Source organism: Salinimicrobium sp. 3283s, assembly GCF_039602225.1.
GTDB lineage: Bacteria > Bacteroidota > Bacteroidia > Flavobacteriales > Flavobacteriaceae > Salinimicrobium > Salinimicrobium profundisediminis.
The window spans coordinates 1465734-1487850 of sequence record NZ_CP143631.1; the positions used below are offsets into that span (position 1 = coordinate 1465734).

Consider the following 22117-nt stretch of genomic DNA (forward strand, 5'->3'; position numbering starts at 1 on the left):
TAGCTTGATAAGCTATTAAAAATCAACTAAAACCGAAGATATGGGAAAACTAGAAGGAAGAGTTGCACTCATTACCGGCTCCGATTCAGGAATTGGTAAGGCTACGGCTATTGAATTTGCAAAAGAGGGAGCAGATGTGGTGATCACCTATCATTCTGATGAAAAGGGAGCTAAAGATACCCTTCAAAAAGTTGAGGAAACAGGGAGAAAAGGGTTGCTGCTACAGGTAGATATTTCTGAAGAAAAAAATGTGGAAGAAATGTTTGACCGGGCCATAGAAAAATTTGGAAAGCTGCATATTCTTATGAACAATGCCGCGATTGACGGGCAGGGTTTTAAAGTAGCTGAAATGCCTACCGAAAATTTCGATAAGGCTATTAAAACCAATCTTTACGGCACCTTCTTTTGCACCCGAAGGTTTATCAAAGAACTTCGGAAGCAGGGAACAAAAGGAAAAATTATCAATGTAAGCTCGGTTCATGAGGAAATTCCGGCTCCCGGTACCGCCGAATACTGTGCTTCTAAAGGAGCTGTACGCAACTTTAGCCGCGTGCTGGCACTGGAACTGGCCGAAGAAGGCATCAATGTTAACAACATAGCTCCCGGAATGATCCTTACTCCAATGAACCAGGAAGCCATAGACGACGAAGAGACGCGCAAGGAACAAGTAGCGCATGTTCCCATGAAACGTGCAGGAAAACCTTCAGAAATAGCGAAACTGGCAGTCTTCCTGGCCTCTTCAGACTCAGATTATGTTACCGGCTCTACTTATGTTATGGACGGCGGACTCATGCAAAACGTAGGGCAGGGAGCGTGATTTTAGTAGGCAGTGTTCAGTCTTCAGGCAGTCTTCAGGCACTTCAGTTTTTAAATAGATATAATCTTGTGTTTCTGCTTCAGAAGAATAAAATTAAATACGCTACATCTCTTTTAACAATCACAATTCAGCATAAAAAAACCGGATCATAAAAGATCCGGTTTTTAAAATATCATTTTAGGTACTTTTATTGGGCGGCGCGGTAATCAAATTCCTGACCACCTACAGAGATACCTGCCATGGCTCCGGCTTTAGGCATAATTGCTACTCCGGCACCATTTTCGAAAGTAATGGCTCCACCAGCTCCTTCATCCCAGATCACTGCAGATGCACTACCTCCAAATTCGAAATCTCCTTCTTTAAATTTATTTAGAGCTTCCTGGGTTTCAAAAACTATAAGCTCTCTAAAGGCTTTTCCTCCAAATTGGAATCCTACGTCAATTTGTCTAAGCTCTGTATATCCGGCAACCTGTCCGTTTTCATACACAATACCGTTTCCTGCTGCCCCACCAAGGATCCATGCTCCTTTCCCTACATTGGGAAAAATGGCATATCCGGCTGCATCATTGAGCATAGTCTCAAGTCTTGGATTTGCTCTCATAAATGCCATTTTAGCATCCATGGCATCAGATTTTATTACTTCGCGCTTCTCCATGTCCATGATTCTCTCCTGGTCCTGGGCAGTCACCTGTCCAGAGGCAAGAAGTAACATCAGAACTACTAGTCCGCTGTACAATTTGTAAGAAATTCTTTTCATAACTATATAATTTTTTATGGTTATGATCTTAAATTACAGAAATATACTCCCACAGACTGTTAACTGCACGTTATTTCACGAAATCTTAAGGAAAAAACGCTGGTTGAAATCACCATTAAACATGAATTAAACCCTTAAACACCAGGTATTTAATACATTTACTAATCAGCAATACTGGATATAACCATTTGCCTTAACTTCCAGGCGGTTTCATCCTGGGTGGCACCCTGGGTTTGCTTCATAATGATACCGATGAGATTTTCTTTGGGATCGGCAAAGTACTGGGTATTGAAGTAACCTCCCCAGTCAAAAGTACCCTCACTTCCTAACCCGCCGGTGCGCACTCCTTCTTTGTTGAGAACAGAAAATGCCAGCCCGTAATCCTTATTTTGATCTTTATAGAGTTCTTGTGCCTGGTCTTGCATAATAAGATCTACAGTGGTTCTGCTTAAGATCCTGTTTCCGTCAAGTTCACCTCCATTGATATACATTTGGAGGAAACGGGCATAATCTTCTGCTGTACTGGTGAGCCCTGCCCCGCCCGAAAAGAAGCTTTTTGCACCCTTTACAGGATATTCGGGATCGTAAAATGTTACAGGAAAATTCTGCCATTCTCCATTTACTTTGTGCTGCACACTAACCAGGCGATCGTTCTTATCATCATCATTGATATAAAACTGGGTATCCTGCATCCCTAGCGGATCAAAGATCTTTTCTTCTAAAAACTCGTCGAAAGGTTGTCCTGAAACTTTTTCTATAAAATACCCCAGCACATCAAGGCTTTCACCGTAATGCCATTCTTCACCGGGAACCGCATATAGCGGCAAACCTGCAAGCTTTTTCACATTTTGAGCAATGCTTATATCCTTTGTTGTATATAAATCTACCACCCCGGCCTTTGCATATATCTTTTGTATTCTTTCATGGGAATCTATTCTTCCATATCCCAGTCCTGAGGTATGGGTAAGCAGTTGGCGGATGGTAATTTCCTTACCTGCAGGTTTGGTTGTGTAGGTAGTATCTTCCGCATTAAATGTGGCTATAACCTGAGGGTCTTTGAATTCAGGAATATATTTTGAAATGGGGTCATCAAGTTTAAATTTTCCTTCTTCCCATAACATCATTACCGCAGTTGAAGTTATTGCCTTAGTTTGCGATGCAATTCTAAAAATGTCATTTTTCTTCAACATTTTGCCCCCGGCATCGGCTTTTCCGAAGCTTTTATGATAAACGATATTCCCATCTTTTGCTATCAGAACAACAGCCCCCGGAATTTCTTTTTCTGAAATTGCTTCAGTGATCATCTTATCAATCTTTCCCAGCCGTTCTTCACTAATTCCTATTTCTTCTTCGGAAGTTTGCTGAACAAGAGTGGAGTTTGAGTGATTTTGAGCTGATACCAGGTTGGCGACCAACAGTAGCGCCAGCATAATCTTAGCCTGAAGTGTAGTCTTTAATAACATTTGGACAAAATATATAAGAGAAGTAATTTAGTTAAAATTAACAATATTATCTTTTTAAAAGCAGATAAGACAGTTTAAATTTCTGGTTATTCTGTGCTAATTAAGGCATCAATAAGATTGGGATAAAGCACTGCCCCGGTTTCCCTGTCAAAAATGGCAAATCCGAGGTCGTCTTCGTTTCCGTTATCCCAATAAATTGGTACTATCCCATGTTCGAGAGCGGCCTGGGTAACATATTCTATGTAGTACTCCCGATATGCCTCATGCCCTTCAACTTTATCTCTTTTCATAGCCCCGAATTCGCCCATTATAACGCCTACTCCCTTATCTATAAAATAGTCCTTCACTTTCTGAAACTGGGTATCTACGTAAGATTCATTGCCCCAGTCTTCAGATTTGGGTGCGTCTTCTCCCCACTGGTAAACGCTAGTTTCTTCATTAATCGTAAAGTTGTATGGATCGTAGTAATGTACTTCCATAAACAAGCGGTGTTCTACAACGTCTTCAGGGATTACTGCAAAATTTACTGTATGGTCAATATTTGTATTGAAACCCTGCACCACCAGGTGACGGTAATGATTTCGCCCACCGGTTTCCCTAACCGCATCAACAAACGTCTGATTAAAGCTGTTTTGAACGGTGTAATATTCTTTGGTAGGAGTGCCATAATCGTTCCCAAACATCACTTCATTAGTCCCTGCAAAAAGCAGTTTATCATCGTAATCTCTAAACCTTATTGCTATTTGCTGCCACATCTTTTCCAGACGATCGTTAACATAATCCTGCTCTTCATAAGTGGGTTGCATCCAACCGCCATCCCAGTGTATGTTGATAATGGCATACATATCATTGCTTAAAACATAATTGGCCACTTCTTCTACGCGATTCATCCAGGTTTCTTTTATCGTGAAATTTTCAGCATTTGAAAATTTACTCCAGGCAACGGGAATTCGAACGGTGTTAAACCCGGCAGCTTTGACGGAATCAATCAGCTTTTGGGTTACTACAGGATTTTGCCATGCAGTCTCCCCGCCAATGGCTTCAAGCGAGTTCCCAAGGTTCCAGCCAATCCCCATTTCATCTGAAAGCTGAACACTGCTAATATCTCTCATCCCGGAATTATCTGATGGAATACTAGCTTCCACCTCTTCTTCAGGTGCTTCGGCTGCTTCCTGTGTTACCTGCACCTCATCAAAAAGGTCTGAATCATTAGCCGTAATGGTCAAAGTTGCAGCCCTGTTTTCAGTTTGCTTATTTGCTTCTGCAGTAACCTGTATATTCATATTTCCTTCAGAAGCAGTTTCAGACAGACTCAACCAATCTGGAACTCCTGTTACTATCCAGTCAATGTTGCTGGTAATTTGCATACCTCTTGTCTCTCCTTCAGCATCAAATTCCATCAAAGCCGGGCTAACCTTCAAAGATGGCTCAACAATAACAGGATCATTGTTATCATCCTGTGAACAGGAAGCAAAACCTGCCATAACAATAAACAGCAGGAATATCCAGGTTGTAAGTTTTGTTCTAAACATGCTTGAAATATTTAGTTTTTAATTTCCCTTTGAAATCTTCACTACAAATGCTTTTTCATTAATCATATTTGCAGGAGTTGTAAGGTGTAAACCCTTCTCGTCAAGGTTATACTCGACCTCCCCACCACCTAAAACCGAAACAGCCTCAATTTGTGGCACATTTTCTCCCAACACTTCTTCTGAAAAGGACTGTAGGGTAACTCTTTTATTATTCCCGGGCCAGCCCAAAAATATTGCATAGATATTATTGCCTTTTTGAGTGTAGCGTATATCTTCTGCGGTGTAGATCAGTTTATCCAGAAACATCCCCGACTTTTCCTGCTTCGTAGGTCCTTCCCCATAAACTTCCCAGGTGCGGGTGCCGTAGATGGCTTCGCCATTGATTTCCAGCCACTGTCCTATTTCCAACAAAATCTCCTGTTGATTCTGCGGAATAATTCCATTGGTTTTGGGCGAGACGTTCAACATCAAAGCTCCGTTCTTGCTCACTATATCTGCCAACAAATCAATAATTTCATCTGAAGTTTTCAAACCAAGATCATTCGTATAGCTCCAGCTGCCCACAGAAACGGTTTCATCGGTAAGCCAGAATTCTTCAGTCTTGTCCTTCATTCGTCCTTTTTCAAGATCCTCAAGACTTACAGATTTTGGCAGCTCCCCTTCTTTATGTGTGATCACCACCTGCTTGCCTTGAGCTTCAGCATGGTTAAAATAGTAGGCTACAAACTGCCGTTTTAGAGAATCTGGTAACTTATCCAGTTTACTGTCAAAATAGATGAGGTCGGGGCTGTAGTTGTCTATGACTTCCTTAAGTTCCCCCAGCCAGTTCTTATAAAACTGTTCCTTCGAAATGTTGCCATACATGATAGACAGCAAAGAATCTTCGGAAGCAGTAGGTAGTTCAGGATTATAAGGAAAGTAAGAAGTGTCATCCAGCCATTTTGTGGAATCCTGCTGAAAGATCTGAAGGCTCCTGGCCTTATGAAATGTGGTGACAAATTTCATATCGCGCTCCTTCAGCGCCTTTTCAAGAGATCCTAAAATGTCCTTTTTGGGCCCCATGTCTACAGAGTTCCACGGGTTGATCTCACTGTCCCAGTTAGACCAGCCATCGTGGTGAATAGCTACAATTCCACCAAATTTAGCACCTGCTTTCTCCCAAAGCTCCGCCCAGGCACTTGCATCAAATTCTTCGGCCTTAAACATGGGCACATAGTCGTGATAACCAAATTCTGAATGTGGCCCATAGGTTTCCACGTGATGTTTATACTCATTGGTACCTTCTATGTGCATGTTCCGCGGATACCAGTCGTTGGCATAAGCCGGAACTGAAAGCACGCCCCAATGCGCATAGATCCCAAACTTGGCATTCTTGAACCACTCAGCGGTTTCGTCATATTTCGCCAGCGAATCCCAGTCGGCAACGTATCGCTCCTCCTGAATCTTCTCCTGATTTTCCTGCTGAGAATTTCTTCCACAAGCCATTAATAGCAGTAGAGAGATTACATTTGTAATTCTAATGTATCGCATAGTTTATATTTCTTCCAGATAAATCTGGTTGAAACTTTTTAAAAATAAGGTCTCAAAAATGCCATTTTTGAGACCTTATCCTGATGTTACTTTTATTGTATTTCAACGACTACTTCCTGCTTCAGGTTTCTTGAAGAATTACCTAACTTAAGAGTATAGTTACCTGGCTCTACAGTCCATTTTCCGGAATTTATATCGTAGTAAGCCAGTTCCTTTACCGGAACAGCAATAGTTACTGTTTTTGTTTCTCCCTTGGCGATCATTTGCTTTTTAAAGCCTTTAAGCTCCTGCGCCGCACGCTCTACTTTGGAATCTGATTTAGATACATAAAGCTGCACTACTTCCTTTCCATCAAATTCTCCGGTGTTTTTCACATCTACCGAAACCTGAATAGTTCCATCTGCTTTATAGGCTTCTTTTTTGTCAGCTTTTGCGTTAGAAAATTCGAAGTCTGTATAGGAAAGTCCGAAGCCAAAAGGATATAGAGGTTCAATGTTTTTAGTATCAAACCAGCGATACCCTACCAGTATACCTTCGTCATAAGTAGCTACCTCATCTCCCGGAAAGCTGTTATTGGCATGAGCAGGAGAATCCTTTAGATCTTTAGGCATTGTCCATGGAAGTTTCCCGGAAGGATTTACCTTTCCAAGAAGCACATCTGCAAGGGCATTACCGCCTTCAGAACCATTAAACCAGCTCCACACGAGCGTGGAAGTTTGTTGTTCGATATTTTCAATATCAAAAGGAGCACCAGCGATCATCACCACAATAGTATTAGGATTGGCCTCCATTACCTTCGCTATTAATTCTTCCTGTCCAAATGGTAGATCAAGGCTTGCACGGTCTGAAGCTTCAGTCTCATAATCACGGTTAGAACCTGCAAAGATGATGGCAACATCAGAATTTTTAGCAGCATTTACAGCCTCTTCCAACAGTTTTGGGTCAAGTTCATTTATGGTCACAGGACCATCTAAGGTAATATCCCCGAATTTTGCTTTATCTGTTTTAGAATAGCGCTCCAGGTAACCCGGCGCATGAGTGATTTTTACAGATTCAGGCAGCCTGTTCTTAAGCCCTTCCAGCGGAGTTACCTCTAGTTTTGTTTTTACACCGGCTCCAAAACCTCCCAAAGCATTCTTTTTTGTTGCATTGTCTCCAATTACCGCAATGCTTTTTACGCCTTCAAGATTTAAAGGCAGCATATTTTTGTCATTTTTGAGAAGTACTACAGATTCTGAAGCAATGTTATAAGCATCTTTTAAATGCTGCTCGGTATTTCTACTTCCCTTTGCACGACCTGTTGTGTCAATGCTTTTGATGTTATACATTAATCGTAAAACCCTTCTCACGTGTTTATCTACTTCTTCTTCTGAAAGTTCCCCCGATTTTACTGCTGCAATAAGCGGATCGGCAAAGTAGAACTCGTTAAAAGGACCGGGAGTTCCCATCTCAACATCGGCTCCGGCTTTTAAAGCTTTTACTGTGCTGTGAATAGCGGCCCAGTCTGAGATCACAATTCCCTTAAAGCCCCATTCATCCCGTAAGACATCCTGAAGCATATATTCATTTTCGTTTAAATAATCTCCACGGAATTTATTATAAGCTCCCATTACAGTATAGGCGTGGGCATCTTTAATTGCGGCTTCAAATGCGGGAAGATAGATCTCTCTAAGAGTACGTTCATCCATTTGCACATCTACAGTCCCACGATTGGTTTCCTGGTTGTTGGCTGCATAGTGTTTGACACTTACTGCCACATCATTCTCCTGAACCCCCACAATGTAAGGCACAGTGATTTGGGTATTCAAAAATGGATCTTCAGAGAAATATTCATAAGTACGCCCACCCAGCGGAGTCCTGATAATGTTAAATGCAGGAGCTAATAGCACATCCTTATTCCTGTCTCGTGCCTCTGCGCCAATAACATCTCCAAAAGTATATGCCAGCTGTGGATTCCAGGTAGCAGAAAGCCCTGCGCCTGCCGGTAAGTAGGTTGCAAAATCGTTATCCCAACCTGCAGGAGCCCATGAATCGCGGGAAATCTCCTCTCGGATACCCAGCGGCCCATCGGCCATGGTTAGTTCGGGGATTCCCAGCCTTGGTACGCCCGAAGTCGCAAACATACTGGTACCGTGCAGCATTCCGGCTTTTTCTTCCAATGTCATTTGAGAGATGAGATTCGTGATCTCCTCTTCGTATTCCATGCTTAGGGGTTTCCCCTCAAAAATGGCATTTTCCTGAGAAGTTTCTGCAACAGCCAAATCTCCTGCCTCCTTGCTCTCATTACATGCAGTGAAGCTTAAAATGCTGAAAATGCCCACTAATGGTATAAATCTGTTTTTCATGTTATTTTGGTTTTGAACGTATAATGCTTAGTTAGATTATTTTTAGCTGAAGGGCCACCCTTGTTAATCATACTGTTACCTTGGGTTTAAATTGATAGAAAGAGAGATTTTAAGGTGTTGCTCTTCAGAAGGAAAATTTACAACTTTTTAAACCTAATTGCAGCTCCCCCACTTTCTCCCAACTTGAGAGTAAGTTTGTCTTTTGAAGTCACTTCCTTAGTAGAAATCTCAACTTTTTCAGGATTATTTTTCATTCCTGTTCCTTCAGCATCTGCATAGATCTCTGCTTCGTAGGTTGCATCAGCATCAAGGAAGTCGAGTGCTATTTCAAGATCCCGTGCTTCTTCATTGCTAAGACTTCCGAGGTACCAGTCGTCGCTATCAATATCTTTACGAACAATGGTGATATATTCACCTATTGAACCATTGAGAACTTTGGTATCCTGCCAGTTCACAGGAACATCCTTTAGAAACTTAAATTCAGGTTTACCAACGTAATTTTCAGGCAGGTCGGCCAACATTTGCACAGGTGAAAAAACCACTACCAAAAGTGCCAGTTGTTTTGCAGAAGTTGAATGTACTCTTCTTCCGGGGTAACCCTGTTTATTCTCTACATCAAGAATTCCGGCAGTAAAATCCATTGGTCCTGCAAGGAAGCGGGTAAATGGCAAAATCGCAGTATGACTTGGCGGATTCCCTTCACTCCAGGCGTTATACTCGATACCACGGCCACCCTCACGCGCCATCATGTTTGGATAGGTACGGCGTTCCCCTGTATCTTTAATAGGCTCGTGGAAGTAAACTGTGAGATTATATTCCGCTGCTTTTTTAAGGATGTACCTGAAATAATTCACCCCATACTGCCCATGATGCCATTCTTTCATATTGAGCATAGAACCTACATGTCCAATCTTTACGCTGCGCACTCCCACTTTGTTGTAAAGGGCAAAAGCACTGTCTACCTGCTTTAGGTAATTATCGATATTAGAGCCGGTCTCATGATAACCCACGAGACGTACTCCGTTCTTTGCACCATATTCTGTCACTTCCTCAAGATCGAAATCATCTGTAGATTTTATGAAATTAAACTGGTGCATATGATTTTCATACCACTGCGGAGTCCAGCCTTTATTCCAACCTTCTATGAGCAGGTTATCAATACCCAGCTGCCTTGCATAATCAATGTGCTCTTTGGCATTTTTAGTAGATGCGCCATGGTCTGGACCTTCCCAAAAAGTGTATTTTCCAATATGCATTCCCCACCAGATCCCGATATATTTATATGGTTCAATCCAGCTTGAATCCTCTATTTTATTAGGTTCATTTAAGTTTAGAATCAGATAAGAAGTTATAAGATCTTTAGGCTCTTTAGCTATTTGCAAAGTTCTCCATGGTGTGGTGAAAGAACCTGTGGTACGTACTTTCACGCCGTCTGACCATGGAACAAGGTCGGCCTTTAGTTCTGTACCCGATGTTGGGAAAAGGGTCATGCTGGCAAAATCGGTGAGGTTTGCTTCATGGAAACTTAAGGCAAGTCCGCTGTCACTCTCAATAGTAAGCGGAGTATGTACTGTATCAAGAGTACTTACCGGGGAAGCTTCATAAAGGTTTTCATAACGTTGCTCATGGTAAGCAGGAATCCACCAGGCTTTACCATCGTCCTTCAAATTAAAGGTGGTAAGCTCATCCATTATAAAAATGCTATCCTTAATTCCCTGCTCCGGAAAAACATATCTAAAGGCTATCCCATCATCAAAAGCTCTAAACTGCACCTGCAATTTTCTTTGCTTGCCCGATTTCTCCTGAAGGTTCACGAGCAGTTCATTATAGTGGTTCCTTATGTTCGACTTTTCACCCCAAACCTGTTCCCAGGTGTTGTCAAAAGTGGAACGCTCTACATCTGTTATTTTGAAATTTTTACTTAGCGAATCATTATCTCTGAAGACAAAACCCATTTCTGAAGCGCTTATTACCTCTGTATCTTCATGAGAAACCGAATATGTAGGTCTTTCATTTTCCAGGTCAAAAGTGATCTTATTTTGTCCTCCCGGGGAGCTTAGTTCGTAATTGGTTTCCTGTTGTGCACAACTTACAAAAGTGAAAAGCAGGGCAGGAATTATACTTAATTTCCTTATCATGATATTTTATTCATTACCGCCGATTTCTGAATAAAGATTTACTTAAAATCAGTGGGGTTTTAATTATTGATTATTTCTTCCATTCAATTTTAAAGGTGGTCTGACCCTTCAGCGGATTTTCCAAAACTTCAAAGGAATTTCCCTTTTTTGACACCTTTATGCTTTCAGCTTTAGTTGCTTCAGGTAAAAAGACCTTTCCGGAAGCAGCATTAGTATTATCGCTCGCGAAAACCTTCAGCTGTATATTTTTCCAGTCCATATCCTGGGTTGATTGTGCCAGTTTGATATGAGGGATCACTGAGCCGTCTTTTACAAGAGCGATAATAGGAATTTCACCAGCCTTTATTGTATGCCACCCACTCTCGTAAACTTTTCCAGATTGGTAGTCTATCCATTTGCCCGAAGGAAGATAAACTTCCCGCTCTGTAGTTTCTTCAAATAGCGGCGCCACCAGCATATCAGATCCAAACAGGTATTGATCATCGATCAACCAGGAACCCGGATCATCGGGGAATTCAACAAACAGTGCACGCATCATTGGGAGCCCTTGTTCTGCACTCTCTTTTGCCTGGGCATAGATATAAGGCATTAATTCATACCGCATATTATCAGCTTTTCTGAAGGCTTTCAGGAAGCTTTCATTGTAAAGCCATGGCTCTGTTGGTGGTTCCCCGTGACTTCTCACGTGAGAAGAAAGCATCCCAAAGGGAGTCCATCTTCTGTAAAGATCTTCGGGGGCAGCTGTTACAAATCCGCCGACATCATGACTCCAGAAGCTGAATCCGCTCAAACCTAAAGATAATCCGCCGCGAAGGGTGGCTGACATTGCGGTATTGGTTGTAGCGGCATCACCACCCCAATGTAGCGGGTATCGCTGGCTACCGGCCCAGGTACTTCGCGCCCAGATAAGGGAATAGCCTTTCTCTTTTTTAGTAAGTTCGGCGACGGCTTTGTTATAACGCAACGGGTACAGGTTGTGTTCGTAGAAGCCAGTGCGGCCAGAATGATACAATCCTGTTGCGGGTGCAGCTTCTCCAAAATCTACTTTAAACACACCCACTCCCTGATCAAATAAGTGCTTCAGTTTACCCTGGTACCATTCAACGGTTTCAGGATTTGAGAAATCGAGCACTGCATCTTCATAAGGAATGTTCCCTTTGCGATCTTTAACCGCAAGACCTTGTTCAACTATCTCGTCAAAAAGGGTATTTTGAGGTGTGAAATATGGAAGTTGCCAAAGTGAAACATGGAAGCCATCTTCTTTCATGTCTTTCATCATGTCTACAGGATCTTCAAAACGATCGGCAGCAAACTCATAGTTGTTTCTCCAGTCTACATCAAACCATCCGGTATCAAAATGGATCACGTCACTTGGGATCTTATACTTCCGAAGATTTGAAGCTATTTCCCGTCCTTCCTTTTCAGAAAAATAGGTGATGCGGCTCATCCAGAAACCAAAGGACCACAGCGGTGGCATTTCTGCTTTACCGGTGAGGTTGGTATATTCATCAAGAATGTCTTTTGGTTCGCCAAGGAAGAAGAAAAGATCGGCAACATCATCACCCAGCATCATGTTATTGGCTGCATTGAAATATTTTCCGAAATCAACAGTAATAGGAGATGAAGTGTGCATGAAAACACCATAACCGCGGCTGCTCATGTAGAACGGAATGGGCTTGTACATAGTTTCATTCTGAACCCCGTTGGCATCATCAACCCACAGCACCACTTTTTGACCCCGCTTGTTAAACTGGGTAAAAGACTCGCCAAGGCCGAAGATCTTTTCTCCCGGCTCAAGACTGAAGGCAGCCGCCATACTTCTTGAATAGTCGCTGTTTCTACGCACATACGAGAAAGGCAGCACAGGAGTGTAAGTGTTTTCAACATCTGTAAGATGTAAGGTACTGGTGAGCAATTTCCCGGTTTCATCATACAATTTTACGTGCCACGGCTTAGTGAGAATCTCAACTCTCCCGTTCTGGTTGGAATAGCTATGACCTCCTTCGATCATTGAATATTTCCAAAGTTCGGGATGGTTTGGCGCAACACCATCAATAAGCATGAGGGACTCTTTTTGCTTGTGGAATTGTGGTCCCGAAGCCATTTTTATGCGCACAGTCCTGTCCGACACAAATTGAACTTCAAAAGGTAATTCCGGAGAAATTTCATACTCGGTTGTGGGGAATTCATTAGCTTCAACAGGAACAGGCCGCATGAGCATGTTGTTAAAAGCCTGCCGGGTCTGGTAATCGTGCCGAAGATATTTTACTGTGCCTTTTCCGGTTTTGGGATGAAAATCTACCAGCTCATCTGCAAAATAAAAGGTGTTATTATAATCGACAAAGTCTTTACTTACGTCTACCGGAGCGTTGAGAATGTCAACTTCCTGAATTTGTGCCTTGGCACCAAAACTTCCAAAAAGTGCCAGAAGTAAGGAAAGTCCCAACTTATTTAACCAGCCGTTCTTCATTTTTATAGTTTTATGGTTTAGGAGATTCATTTTCTATTCTAAATTTATGGTGGTGGTAGCTTTTTGAAGACCATTTGCAGTGGCAGTCACTTCTACCGGCCCGGCTTCTTTTCCGGCGCGGATGATCACCAGAACTTTTCCGCTTAAAGCTGAATGGGAGCTACCCTTAAAAGATTCATGACTCGTGGGGTCGCCGCTGGCAACTCCGGCTATCTCTGCATTGCCTGTTACCTCAAAATGAACAACATTATTAGCCGGGGGTGCTATAGTCCCGTCTTCATCTGTAATATTTACGGTAATAAATGACAGGTCCTGTCCATCTGCTTTAATTGTTTGCCTGTCGGGCTGCATGGTCAACATTGCAGGCTCACCTGCGGTTTTCACTTTCTTTTCAAGCACTACTTTTCCGTCTTTCCTGGAAACAGCCTTCAAAATGCCCTTTTTGAAAGGAAAGCGCCACATCACGTGCAGGTCATCTCCCTGCTTTTTCTTAGTGCCCATAGATTCTCCGTTCAGGAAAAGCTCAACCTCATCGGCGTTATTATAGTAGGCCCAGACATCGACTGTTTGTCCCTCTTCCCAGTTCCAATGCGGCAGGATATGCAGTACATCTTCATTGGTCCATTCACTTTTGTACATATAATAAGAATCCTTCGGAAATCCTGCGAGATCAACTATTCCGAAGTAAGAACTTCTTGAAGGCCAGCTGTAGGGAGTGGGTTCTCCTAAATAATCAAATCCGGTCCAGATGTAAAATCCTGAAAGGAAATCGTGTTTTTTGATGATCTTCCAGGTGGTTTCATGAGTAGAGCCCCATGGTGTTCTCACCTGGTCAAAAGCTGAAACAGTATTGTCTGCATTCCCACCGTCAAAAGGCAGATCCCAGCGCACCGGCCAGATCTTTGTAGTATCTGAAGGAAATTCATAATATCCTCTTGTAGCCAGCGCCGAAGTAGTTTCGGTGGCTATAAAAGGCGTATTGGGAAAGTTCACCTGGTGTTTTGGGTAAGTTTGATGGGCATAATTGTACCCGATGAGATCTAAAGCTCCCGAACCTGCAAGCGCGTTAGGCTGTTGTGGTTCATCAAACTGAAGCGTAACATCGTCATTACTGGTATGAACCGGCGGATTCATTCCGGCTGTAACAGGCCTTGTGGGATCCACTTCTTTGGTGATCCGGGCCAGTTCCCTGCCAATTTCAGCACCGCGATCGCTCCATTGCTCGGGCACCTCATTCCCAATGCTCCAGATAAAAATACTGGGATGATTGCGGTCCCGAAGGATCATATCTCTCATATCCCGCTCATGCCATGCTTCCCAATAATTGCTGTAATCATTTTCAGTTTTGGCTCTTTCCCACATGTCGAAAGACTCATCCATCACAATAAAGCCCATTTTATCTGTGAGTTCCAGAAGTTCGGGAGCCGGTGGGTTATGAGCAGTTCGTATTCCGTTGACGCCCATTTCTTTCATGATCTCCAGCTGTCGCTCTATGGCTCTCTTATTAACTGCGGCACCCAAAGGTCCCAGGTCATGATGATTGTTTACTCCTTTGATCTTCACCTGTTCGCCATTCAGTATAAAGCCTTTTTCAAGATCAAATTTAAAATCCCTGATCCCAAATTGTGTGGTGTATTGATCAATGACCTCTCCGTCAACCTTAATTCTTGTTACTGCGGAATAAAGCTGCGGATCTTCTGTGGACCATAACTGAGGTTGTGAAACCGTAATTTGCTGAGTAACTTCTGAAGTATCCTGCGGCTGAATCTCAAATTCTGCAGCAGCTGAAGTAACCTCCTGATCTTTGTAAAACAAGGAGGTCTCTAAAATGCCATTTTTGACACCGCTGTACTTGTTGGCAAGTCTTACCTCAACCTGAACCAACGCACTGTCTCTGGATACTTGAGGAGTAGTAACAAATGTTCCCCATTGAGGCACGTGTAACTTATCTGTTTGTTCCAGCCATACATTTCTATAAATCCCGGAACCTGAATACCAGCGGGAATTTGGTTGATCTGCATTGTTGACCTTTACCAGAATTTCATTTTGCTCATCCCCGTAATTAAGGTACGGAGTAAGATCATATTGAAAGCCAATGTAACCATTGGGCCTGTTGCCGAGGTAATTCCCGTTGATCCAGACTTCACTGTTCTGATAGATGCCATCAAAAGTTACGGCAGTTAGTTTGGTACTGTCTTCGGCTGCAATGGTAAAGTTCTTTTTATACCAGCCAAGGCCGCCGGGAAGTGCTCCGCCGCCAACTCCTGCTGGATGTTCCGGACTAAACTCTCCTTCTATGCTCCAGTCGTGCGGCACATCAAGTGTTCTCCATTGGGCTTCGGAAGAAGCCATTTTTGAAGAGTCACCAAGAAAGAACTGCCAGTCTTCGTTGAAGGAAATTTTTCTTTCTGCCTTGGGGGCTTCAGAAGTAGAGTTTTCACAGGAATAAAGAAAGCTGAAAAATAAAATTAGTGCAGGAAAAATGTACCTTTTTTGAAACATGAGAATTCAGTTAAAAGAAGCCTTTTTAAATACCAGGCCAGGGGTTAATTAGTTAAAAAAAAGGAAATAAGCTTCACAAAGTTAAACCTCTTCCCTTTTAATTTCAGCAACTCAAACAACAAACTTGTTCAACGTAATTGTTAGTACATTAGGATTTCGTCAATGGTAGCGGCAAGTTTAATTGTTAGGTTTTCTTCCCGTTACCATTTTAATTATTATTACCTAATACGTAATGAAATGACAACCACTCATCCTTGCCTTCGTCATAGCTTGTTCCAAACCAGATTCCCTTTGTTGAGAAATCATCGTAAGCTTTAACTACTTTCAAGGTATTGGTAGTAGGGCTCAATGTATTTCCAATACCAAGAAGGCTCATTCCTTCTTTAAGAATGATCTCATTGGTTTCTTCATTAATTGTAAAGGTTCCTGAAGTTTCGACCCCGTTCTGAGATTTGGTATAGGTTTGTCCTCCCCATTGATCAAACCTGATCCAGGAGTTTTTGGCCATTGCATCCCAGTCTGCATTCCATCCCCAGTCTCTGGTGCTATCGGCATTCTCTGTCCAGCCAATTCCTCCGGCTATCCAGTCTATGGGATTTCCGCTAGCATCAAGCTTCCAGTATCTTCCTGAAGACGGTCCGCCAGTAAGCATTTGTAATAGTTCTCCTGGTGCGAATTCAGGATCAAATCCTTCATCTATTGTAGGTTCTTCTATAACAGGAACGTAGTTATCTTTGTATTCTTTAGAAACGAAGTTATACACTAACATTGCAGCACCTTCATTGTTACAACCATCGGGTCTCAACACCCCAAGTTGCATGGCATCTTCTGTGAGGGAGAAAATTCTTATATCCCCAAAGTCAATAGCACAGGCATCCACCCCTTCATTGTGAAGAATTCCCGCATCATTAAGAGATAAGGTATGCGCATCTTTATCAAGATAAAAAGTTCCGGATTGTTCTCCCAGCGCAGCTAACATTTTATGGTCTACGGTCACGTAGGGTCCACCTTTAAGGCTAAAGGTCATAGAGCCGTAATCTCCTGCCGGCATTAACCATTGGTTACCGGCCCAATCTGGCTGCCAGTTCCAGCAATCGCCGCCCTCTTCATAACAACCATCATTACCTCCTTCGAGCCATCCATTATTTGTTCCATAGAAATAAAGAGGGCCGTTAAAGAATGTCGATTCCCCATTTTCATCAAGGTCAAGATACCAGGTTTTGGATTCTCCATTTCCACCTGTTAGTTTAGACCATAATGGATCATTTACATAATTCAAATTATCTTCGGTGACATTAATGGTTACGGGATCCATATTGACCACACCTCCTTGTGTTATAACTTTAAGGTCAATTGTATAGTCTCCCTGGAAGGCATAGCGTATAGTATCAATTACCTTACTGGATCTACCTGTACCATAGTTCCATACGGGACTTGCTCCAGGTGTGTCGAACTTGAGTATAACAGTGTTTCCACCCGGATCAATGTCATAATTCTGAATAACTTCAAAATTGATCTGTGAGGGAGCTAATTTATTTCCAAGGCTGTAATCCTCTGGCTGGCAAGCTGTAAAGATCAGCATAGATACCAACAGGAAACTTAGAGTTGCTTTATATTTTTTCATGATTTTTCCTTTTAATTTTACCATCCTGGGTTCTGAACCAGTACACCATCTGATAGTGTAATTTGATTATTCGGAATTTGCTGAAGACCTTCGGTAGTTTGAATATTAGAAGCTGATATAGTTTTTTGTGCTTCAACTCCGCCATTGAGCAGGGTAGTACTCACCGCTATTTGCTGAGCTGCTTCACTTACACCTCGCCTGAGTAAATCCCAATACCTTAACCCTTCAAGGGCAAATTCAAGCCTTCTCTCTTCCTGAAGACGTTCTGGAGTGATCGCTAAAGGAGTGAAATCATCCTTATAGGCCCGCTGGCGTACCTCATCAAAATAGGCCTGAGCATTAGGGCTGCCTAATTCGGCCGCCATTAATAACACATCGGCATACCTAATTGCAAAATAATCCTGGAACTGCCCAATCATGAAGTTAGTTCCTCCCAGCTCTACGGCAAGGCTACCACCGTCTTCTGTTGCCATAGGTGCATATTTTTTACTGTAATATCCAGTGTATTCCCGTTGACCTTTAACATTATCAAAAGCTATTTCTTCTTCCTCAATTGCTATTACAGATGCGTTTTGTCTTGTATCGGTTTCATCATAGGCATCATATAAGTCTTCAGTTACCGTTACTCCCCAGCCATTTGCATAAGGATAACTTGTAAACTCCCGCATTCCAAGCATTACCATCCAATGGTTTCCATCTGTATTCCCATCATAGTCACTGGTGAATGTAAACTTCACGCCAAATACAATCTCCTGGTTATTTTCACCTGCAAAATCTTCAAGGGAGGCTGCCGGCCATAGGTTAGCATAATCAGAAACAAGTGCATGGCCACTATTAGCAATCACATCTTCGAGATGCGCAAGGGCATCTGACTGACTTACCAGGCCTACAAGATCTGATTCACCATAATACCCTGTGTAATACAAATAAACCCGGGCCAGCATAGATTTGGCAGCCCATTTAGTAACTCTTCCCGCCTGTACAGTATTATAAGCAACTGCAGGAAGATTCTCTGCCGCAAAAAGTAAATCTTCTGCAACTACAGTATATACTTCTTCTGGAGTAGCCGGTGGAATGTTTTCTGAACTGGGCGCGGTTAATAACGGAATATTGCCCCATAATTGAACCATTTGAAAATAGAGATAACCTCTTATAAATCTGGTTTCAGATTCAATTTGATTCCTCCTGGCCATGTCTTCACTCCAGTCAATCTGGTCTAACTTGGTTAGAAGGGTATTTGCTCTAAATATGGCTCTGTAGTAAGCAATCCATTGTGGTTCATAAAGATTGGCATCTGTTGGAGAACGATTGACATCAAACTCGTCTACAGCCTGGTAAGTAAAGCTATCGGCATTTCCGGTACCTCCATAGGCATTATCAGAGAGAATCATACTAGCCAGCGGATGGCTTAAACCATCTATACCAACCACCGCCTGCATACCATCATATACTCCCACTAATGCAGCTTCGGCATCTTTTGGAGTCTTATAAAAGTTTTCATCTGTTATTTCTGTGATGAGTTCGGCATCAAGAAAATCTTTTGTGCAGGAGGTTGTCGCCAACATTCCTAACATCAATAAGAAAATGATTTTAAATCTTTTCATGCTGTTTTTTATTAAAATGTTACGTTTAATCCTACCAATAATGTTCGAGGTCTCGGGTAGTACCCAAGATCAACTCCCGATGAAAAGTTAAAGGTGCCATTAGAGATACCATATCCAACTTCGGGGTCCATTCCGTCATATTTGGTAAAAGTATACAGGTTCAAAGCCGAGAAATAAACACGTAGTTTATCTACTTTAAATGCATCTGTAATATTAGTAAGGTCATATCCAAGCGTTACATTACTAATCCTCAAGAAGTCTCCATCCTGTACATATAGATCAGAAAATCTTGAATAGTTTCTATTGTCAAGTGTAACCCTTGGGGTGCTGTTGGTTGAACCCGGACCCGTCCAGCGCTCAAAAACGGCAGTTGTGTAATTGGCAAACTGACTGGCCTGATTACGGTAAGATTGCACGATTTGATTTCCTGCCACTCCATTAGCAAGAAGCGTAAAGTCTACGCCCTTGTACTCAAAGTTTACATTGAAGCCATACGTAAGATCGGGATTGGGATCTCCAATGTTTGTCTTATCACTGTCATTAATTACTCCATCCCCATTCTGATCTACAAAAATGACGTCTCCAGGACTTGCAGCAGGTTGAATAAGTTTACCATTGGCTTTGTAACTATTTACTTCTTCCTCTGTCTGGAAAATTCCTGCAGTCTCAAGTCCCCAAAAATATCCAAGAGGATAACCACTTTGGGCACGATAAAATTCGGGAGCATTATCAAATAATTGATTTGTTTCGCCGTGTATTATACCATCATTTGTAGGGATATTCCCAACTTCATTCTGGTTATAGGCTCCATTAACACCAACATTAAAATTGAAGTCTCCAATATGATTATTATAGGAAAGGGCGAGTTCAACACCTGAGTTGGTTACGTCACCTCCATTAATAAAAGGCGCACCCGCACCCGAAGTTGCACGATTGGGAGCCACAATAAGCCAGTCTTTACTGGTTTTCTCATATATATCCAGAGTAACGCTAAGAGTGCTCTGAAATAATCGGGCATCAATACCCAAGTTTATCTCTTCGGAAGTTTCCCATTGTAGATTTGGGTTTGGTAATCTACTCGGGTAAGCTCCGGGAGTAAGTACTCCTTCTTCATTTCCGAAATTATAATTGGTATTGGCAAAGGTTATAGGAGCCAGATATTGAAAGGCCGATGAGTTTTGGTTACCTACCTGCCCCCAGCTTGCTCGAATTTTTAGGTAGTTGACCACATTAGAATCAATAAGAAAATCTTCGGCTGAAGCAACCCATCCTAAAGAAACTGAAGGGAAATATCCCCACCTGTTTCCTTCAGCAAAATTTGAAGAACCATCGGCCCTAAAAGTGGAATTTAAAAGATACTTATCCTGATAGTTATAATTAAATCTTCCGAAGTAAGACATTCTCATATTCTCAGGATTTGGGCCACCATTTTGTTCTATTTGGCTACCATCTGTGTTCAAAGCATTGTCCAGCCAGGCATGTTCAAGATCGTTAAAATTTAAATCTACATTACTGGCATTTATGTACGTCCCCTTAAACTTATATGCCGAGGTTCCCCCCATTACTTCAAAAAGGTGATCATCGTTTATGTCAAAATTGTACGTGATAAGATTATCCCACAATAGAGAATATCCCTTACTTTGGTTTTGGTAAACCCTGTCTCTGTCTCTAAAGGCATAACTGGAGAGTTGATAGATGGGCAAATAAGAATGCCCTTCAGAAGCGTAATAATCCAATCCCAAACTGGTTCTGAATTTGAGGTTGTCAAGTAACTGCATTTCGGCATAAACATTACCTAACAGCTTCTGAGTATTGTTCTCATTTTGGTTATTGTACACCATAGAGGCGTAAGGGTTATTGTAGCCCGTTAACCATTCCTCATCATCATTGGAAGTATCATAAAAATTTCCAGCTTCATCAAACATAGGAAGTAAGGGAGGAGTACCAAAGGCGCCACGTAAGGTGTTATTGAATTGATTTCCTACCCCAACACCATTACTGTTGATGTATGCAAAAGTGAAATTCTCACCAAAAGTGAGGAATCCATCGTATAACTCATGTTCAGAATTGAACCTGAAGTTTACCCGCTCATAATTTGAAAAATCTTCACCTCCAACAATTCCTTCTTCCTGAGTATAGGCAAGAGAAGAAGAGAAAGTAGAAGTCTCACTACCTCCAGTAAAACCAAGGATATAATTTTGTGTGACAGCATCATCTACAAACATTTCATCAATCCAGTCTACACCTTCGCCAAGTTCAGCGATTTGTTCAGGACTAAAAATAACAGATCTCCCTGAATTTAAAGCTGCTTCATTGGTAATGATTGCATATTCATGCGAGTTTAGCATGTCTATTTTATTGGACACATTCTGAACCCCGTAGTAAGAGTCAAAAGTGATCCTTGAAGTATTCTTTCTACCCCCACGAGTAGTAACCAGTACTACCCCATTTGAAGCTTGTGAACCATATATGGCAGCCGATGCCGCATCTTTAAGAATAGAAATAGATTCAATATCGGCATTATTTAGATATGAAATATCGCCTGTTAAAACTCCGTCTACTACATAAAGAGGGTTATTACCACTTGTAGATCCTAATCCTCTAATATTGACGTTCAAACCAGACCCGGGCTGGCCTGAAGTTGAAGTGATCTGGACTCCGGGAGTTTGCCCCTGCATTGCCTGTAGGGCACTGGTAGTGCTCCTTTTTTGAAGGTCATCTCCATCTACCTGTACACTGGCACCTGTTACCAAAGCTTTTCTCTGAGTACCATAACCAATTAGCACAATCTCATCAAGCTCTGAAGTAGCTATCTCCAGTACCACATCAATTTGATTAAGATTATTTACAGGAATTTCCTGAGTTATAAATCCCACATAGCTAAAGACCAGAGCTGCATTTGGATCAATATCAATTTCGTAATTACCATCAAAATCGGTCGTAGTACCCGTTGTAGTCCCCTGTACCATGACGTTAACCCCTGGTATTGGCAAACCGTCTGAACCAGATACTACCGTACCAGTAACGGTGTTCTGTTGAGCCCAAACCGGTGAAACTGAAAGGATCCCTATGAGGAAGGCCAGGCAGCTTCTAAATAGTCCCAATTTGGTGAAAGTATTTTTCTTCATTGTGCATAAGATTTAATAAAGCTGTTAATAGTTTTAAAATTTTAGATTTGGTTGGTTTGGTTGATTTGTCATTCAACGTAAACGATTTCGCTTTATCTATTAAAGTACCTGCAATGTCCTCAATAAGCTCGTTGAACAATAGTATAAAATCATCATATGATAGGACTTTTTGTTCACAGGGCATCACCTGAGCCCCTGTCACCACTG

General features: G+C 42.0%; 12 protein-coding genes. 1 reads left to right on the forward strand and 11 read right to left on the reverse strand.

Features of this window, described 5'->3' with window-relative positions; translation table 11 throughout:
* Positions 1-40: 40 nt before the first annotated feature.
* Complete coding sequence (locus VS868_RS06525; protein ID WP_266069714.1) at positions 41-817, forward strand: glucose 1-dehydrogenase; 777 nt, start codon at positions 41-43, stop codon at positions 815-817.
* A 187-nt stretch (positions 818-1004) separates the two neighbouring features.
* On the opposite strand, the gene VS868_RS06530 is transcribed toward VS868_RS06525, so the two are convergent.
* From VS868_RS06530 to VS868_RS06580, 11 genes are all read right to left on the reverse strand, one after another.
* Positions 1005-1574 (reverse strand): lipid-binding SYLF domain-containing protein, encoded by a 570-nt coding sequence (locus VS868_RS06530; protein WP_266069715.1) that lies wholly within the window; start codon positions 1572-1574, stop codon positions 1005-1007.
* 161 nt (positions 1575-1735) lie between these two features.
* Positions 1736-3037, reverse strand: a complete 1302-nt coding sequence (locus tag VS868_RS06535; RefSeq protein ID WP_345599598.1) for a serine hydrolase — start codon at positions 3035-3037, stop codon at positions 1736-1738.
* Positions 3038-3123: 86 nt separating this feature from the next.
* Positions 3124-4569 carry a cellulase family glycosylhydrolase gene (locus tag VS868_RS06540; RefSeq protein ID WP_345599599.1) on the reverse strand — a complete coding sequence of 482 codons (1446 nt, stop codon included), beginning with the start codon at positions 4567-4569 and terminating at the stop codon, positions 3124-3126.
* An 18-nt stretch (positions 4570-4587) separates the two neighbouring features.
* Positions 4588-6099, reverse strand: a complete 1512-nt coding sequence (locus VS868_RS06545; RefSeq protein ID WP_345599600.1) for an alpha-L-fucosidase — start codon at positions 6097-6099, stop codon at positions 4588-4590.
* A gap of 92 nt (positions 6100-6191) precedes the next feature.
* On the reverse strand, positions 6192-8444 hold the full coding sequence (locus tag VS868_RS06550; RefSeq protein ID WP_345599601.1) for a glycoside hydrolase family 3 C-terminal domain-containing protein: 2253 nt from the start codon (positions 8442-8444) through the stop codon (positions 6192-6194).
* A 137-nt stretch (positions 8445-8581) separates the two neighbouring features.
* Positions 8582-10582: a glycoside hydrolase family 97 protein gene (locus tag VS868_RS06555; RefSeq protein WP_345599602.1), complete on the reverse strand. Its 2001-nt coding sequence runs from the start codon at positions 10580-10582 to the stop codon at positions 8582-8584.
* A 70-nt stretch (positions 10583-10652) separates the two neighbouring features.
* Positions 10653-13052, reverse strand: coding sequence for an alpha-xylosidase (locus VS868_RS06560; protein ID WP_345599603.1), 2400 nt, complete (start codon positions 13050-13052; stop codon positions 10653-10655).
* Between the two features lie 33 nt (positions 13053-13085).
* Positions 13086-15554: a beta-galactosidase GalB gene (galB, locus tag VS868_RS06565; protein ID WP_345599604.1), complete on the reverse strand. Its 2469-nt coding sequence runs from the start codon at positions 15552-15554 to the stop codon at positions 13086-13088.
* Between the two features lie 208 nt (positions 15555-15762).
* Positions 15763-17178 (reverse strand): hypothetical protein, encoded by a 1416-nt coding sequence (locus tag VS868_RS06570; protein WP_345599605.1) that lies wholly within the window; start codon positions 17176-17178, stop codon positions 15763-15765.
* Between the two features lie 17 nt (positions 17179-17195).
* The gene (locus VS868_RS06575) at positions 17196-18782 is read right to left on the reverse strand and encodes a RagB/SusD family nutrient uptake outer membrane protein (RefSeq protein WP_345599607.1); all 1587 of its coding nucleotides are present in this window, start codon (positions 18780-18782) and stop codon (positions 17196-17198) included.
* Positions 18783-18793: 11 nt separating this feature from the next.
* Complete coding sequence (locus VS868_RS06580) at positions 18794-21910, reverse strand: TonB-dependent receptor (RefSeq protein WP_345599608.1); 3117 nt, start codon at positions 21908-21910, stop codon at positions 18794-18796.
* Between the last annotated feature and the right edge of the window lie 207 nt (positions 21911-22117).

Excerpts from the sequence above, each read along its gene's own strand:
- VS868_RS06525 (WP_266069714.1), top strand. The coding sequence starts at position 41 with ATGGGAAAACTAGAAGGAAGAGTTGCACTCATTACCGGCTCCGATTCA.
- VS868_RS06530 (WP_266069715.1), bottom strand. The coding sequence starts at position 1,574 with ATGAAAAGAATTTCTTACAAATTGTACAGCGGACTAGTAGTTCTGATG.
- VS868_RS06535 (WP_345599598.1), bottom strand. The coding sequence starts at position 3,037 with ATGTTATTAAAGACTACACTTCAGGCTAAGATTATGCTGGCGCTACTG.
- VS868_RS06540 (WP_345599599.1), bottom strand. The coding sequence starts at position 4,569 with ATGTTTAGAACAAAACTTACAACCTGGATATTCCTGCTGTTTATTGTT.
- VS868_RS06545 (WP_345599600.1), bottom strand. The coding sequence starts at position 6,099 with ATGCGATACATTAGAATTACAAATGTAATCTCTCTACTGCTATTAATG.
- VS868_RS06550 (WP_345599601.1), bottom strand. The coding sequence starts at position 8,444 with ATGAAAAACAGATTTATACCATTAGTGGGCATTTTCAGCATTTTAAGC.
- VS868_RS06555 (WP_345599602.1), bottom strand. The coding sequence starts at position 10,582 with ATGATAAGGAAATTAAGTATAATTCCTGCCCTGCTTTTCACTTTTGTA.
- VS868_RS06560 (WP_345599603.1), bottom strand. The coding sequence starts at position 13,052 with ATGAAGAACGGCTGGTTAAATAAGTTGGGACTTTCCTTACTTCTGGCA.
- galB (WP_345599604.1), bottom strand. The coding sequence starts at position 15,554 with ATGTTTCAAAAAAGGTACATTTTTCCTGCACTAATTTTATTTTTCAGC.
- VS868_RS06570 (WP_345599605.1), bottom strand. The coding sequence starts at position 17,178 with ATGAAAAAATATAAAGCAACTCTAAGTTTCCTGTTGGTATCTATGCTG.
- VS868_RS06575 (WP_345599607.1), bottom strand. The coding sequence starts at position 18,782 with ATGAAAAGATTTAAAATCATTTTCTTATTGATGTTAGGAATGTTGGCG.
- VS868_RS06580 (WP_345599608.1), bottom strand. The coding sequence starts at position 21,910 with ATGAAGAAAAATACTTTCACCAAATTGGGACTATTTAGAAGCTGCCTG.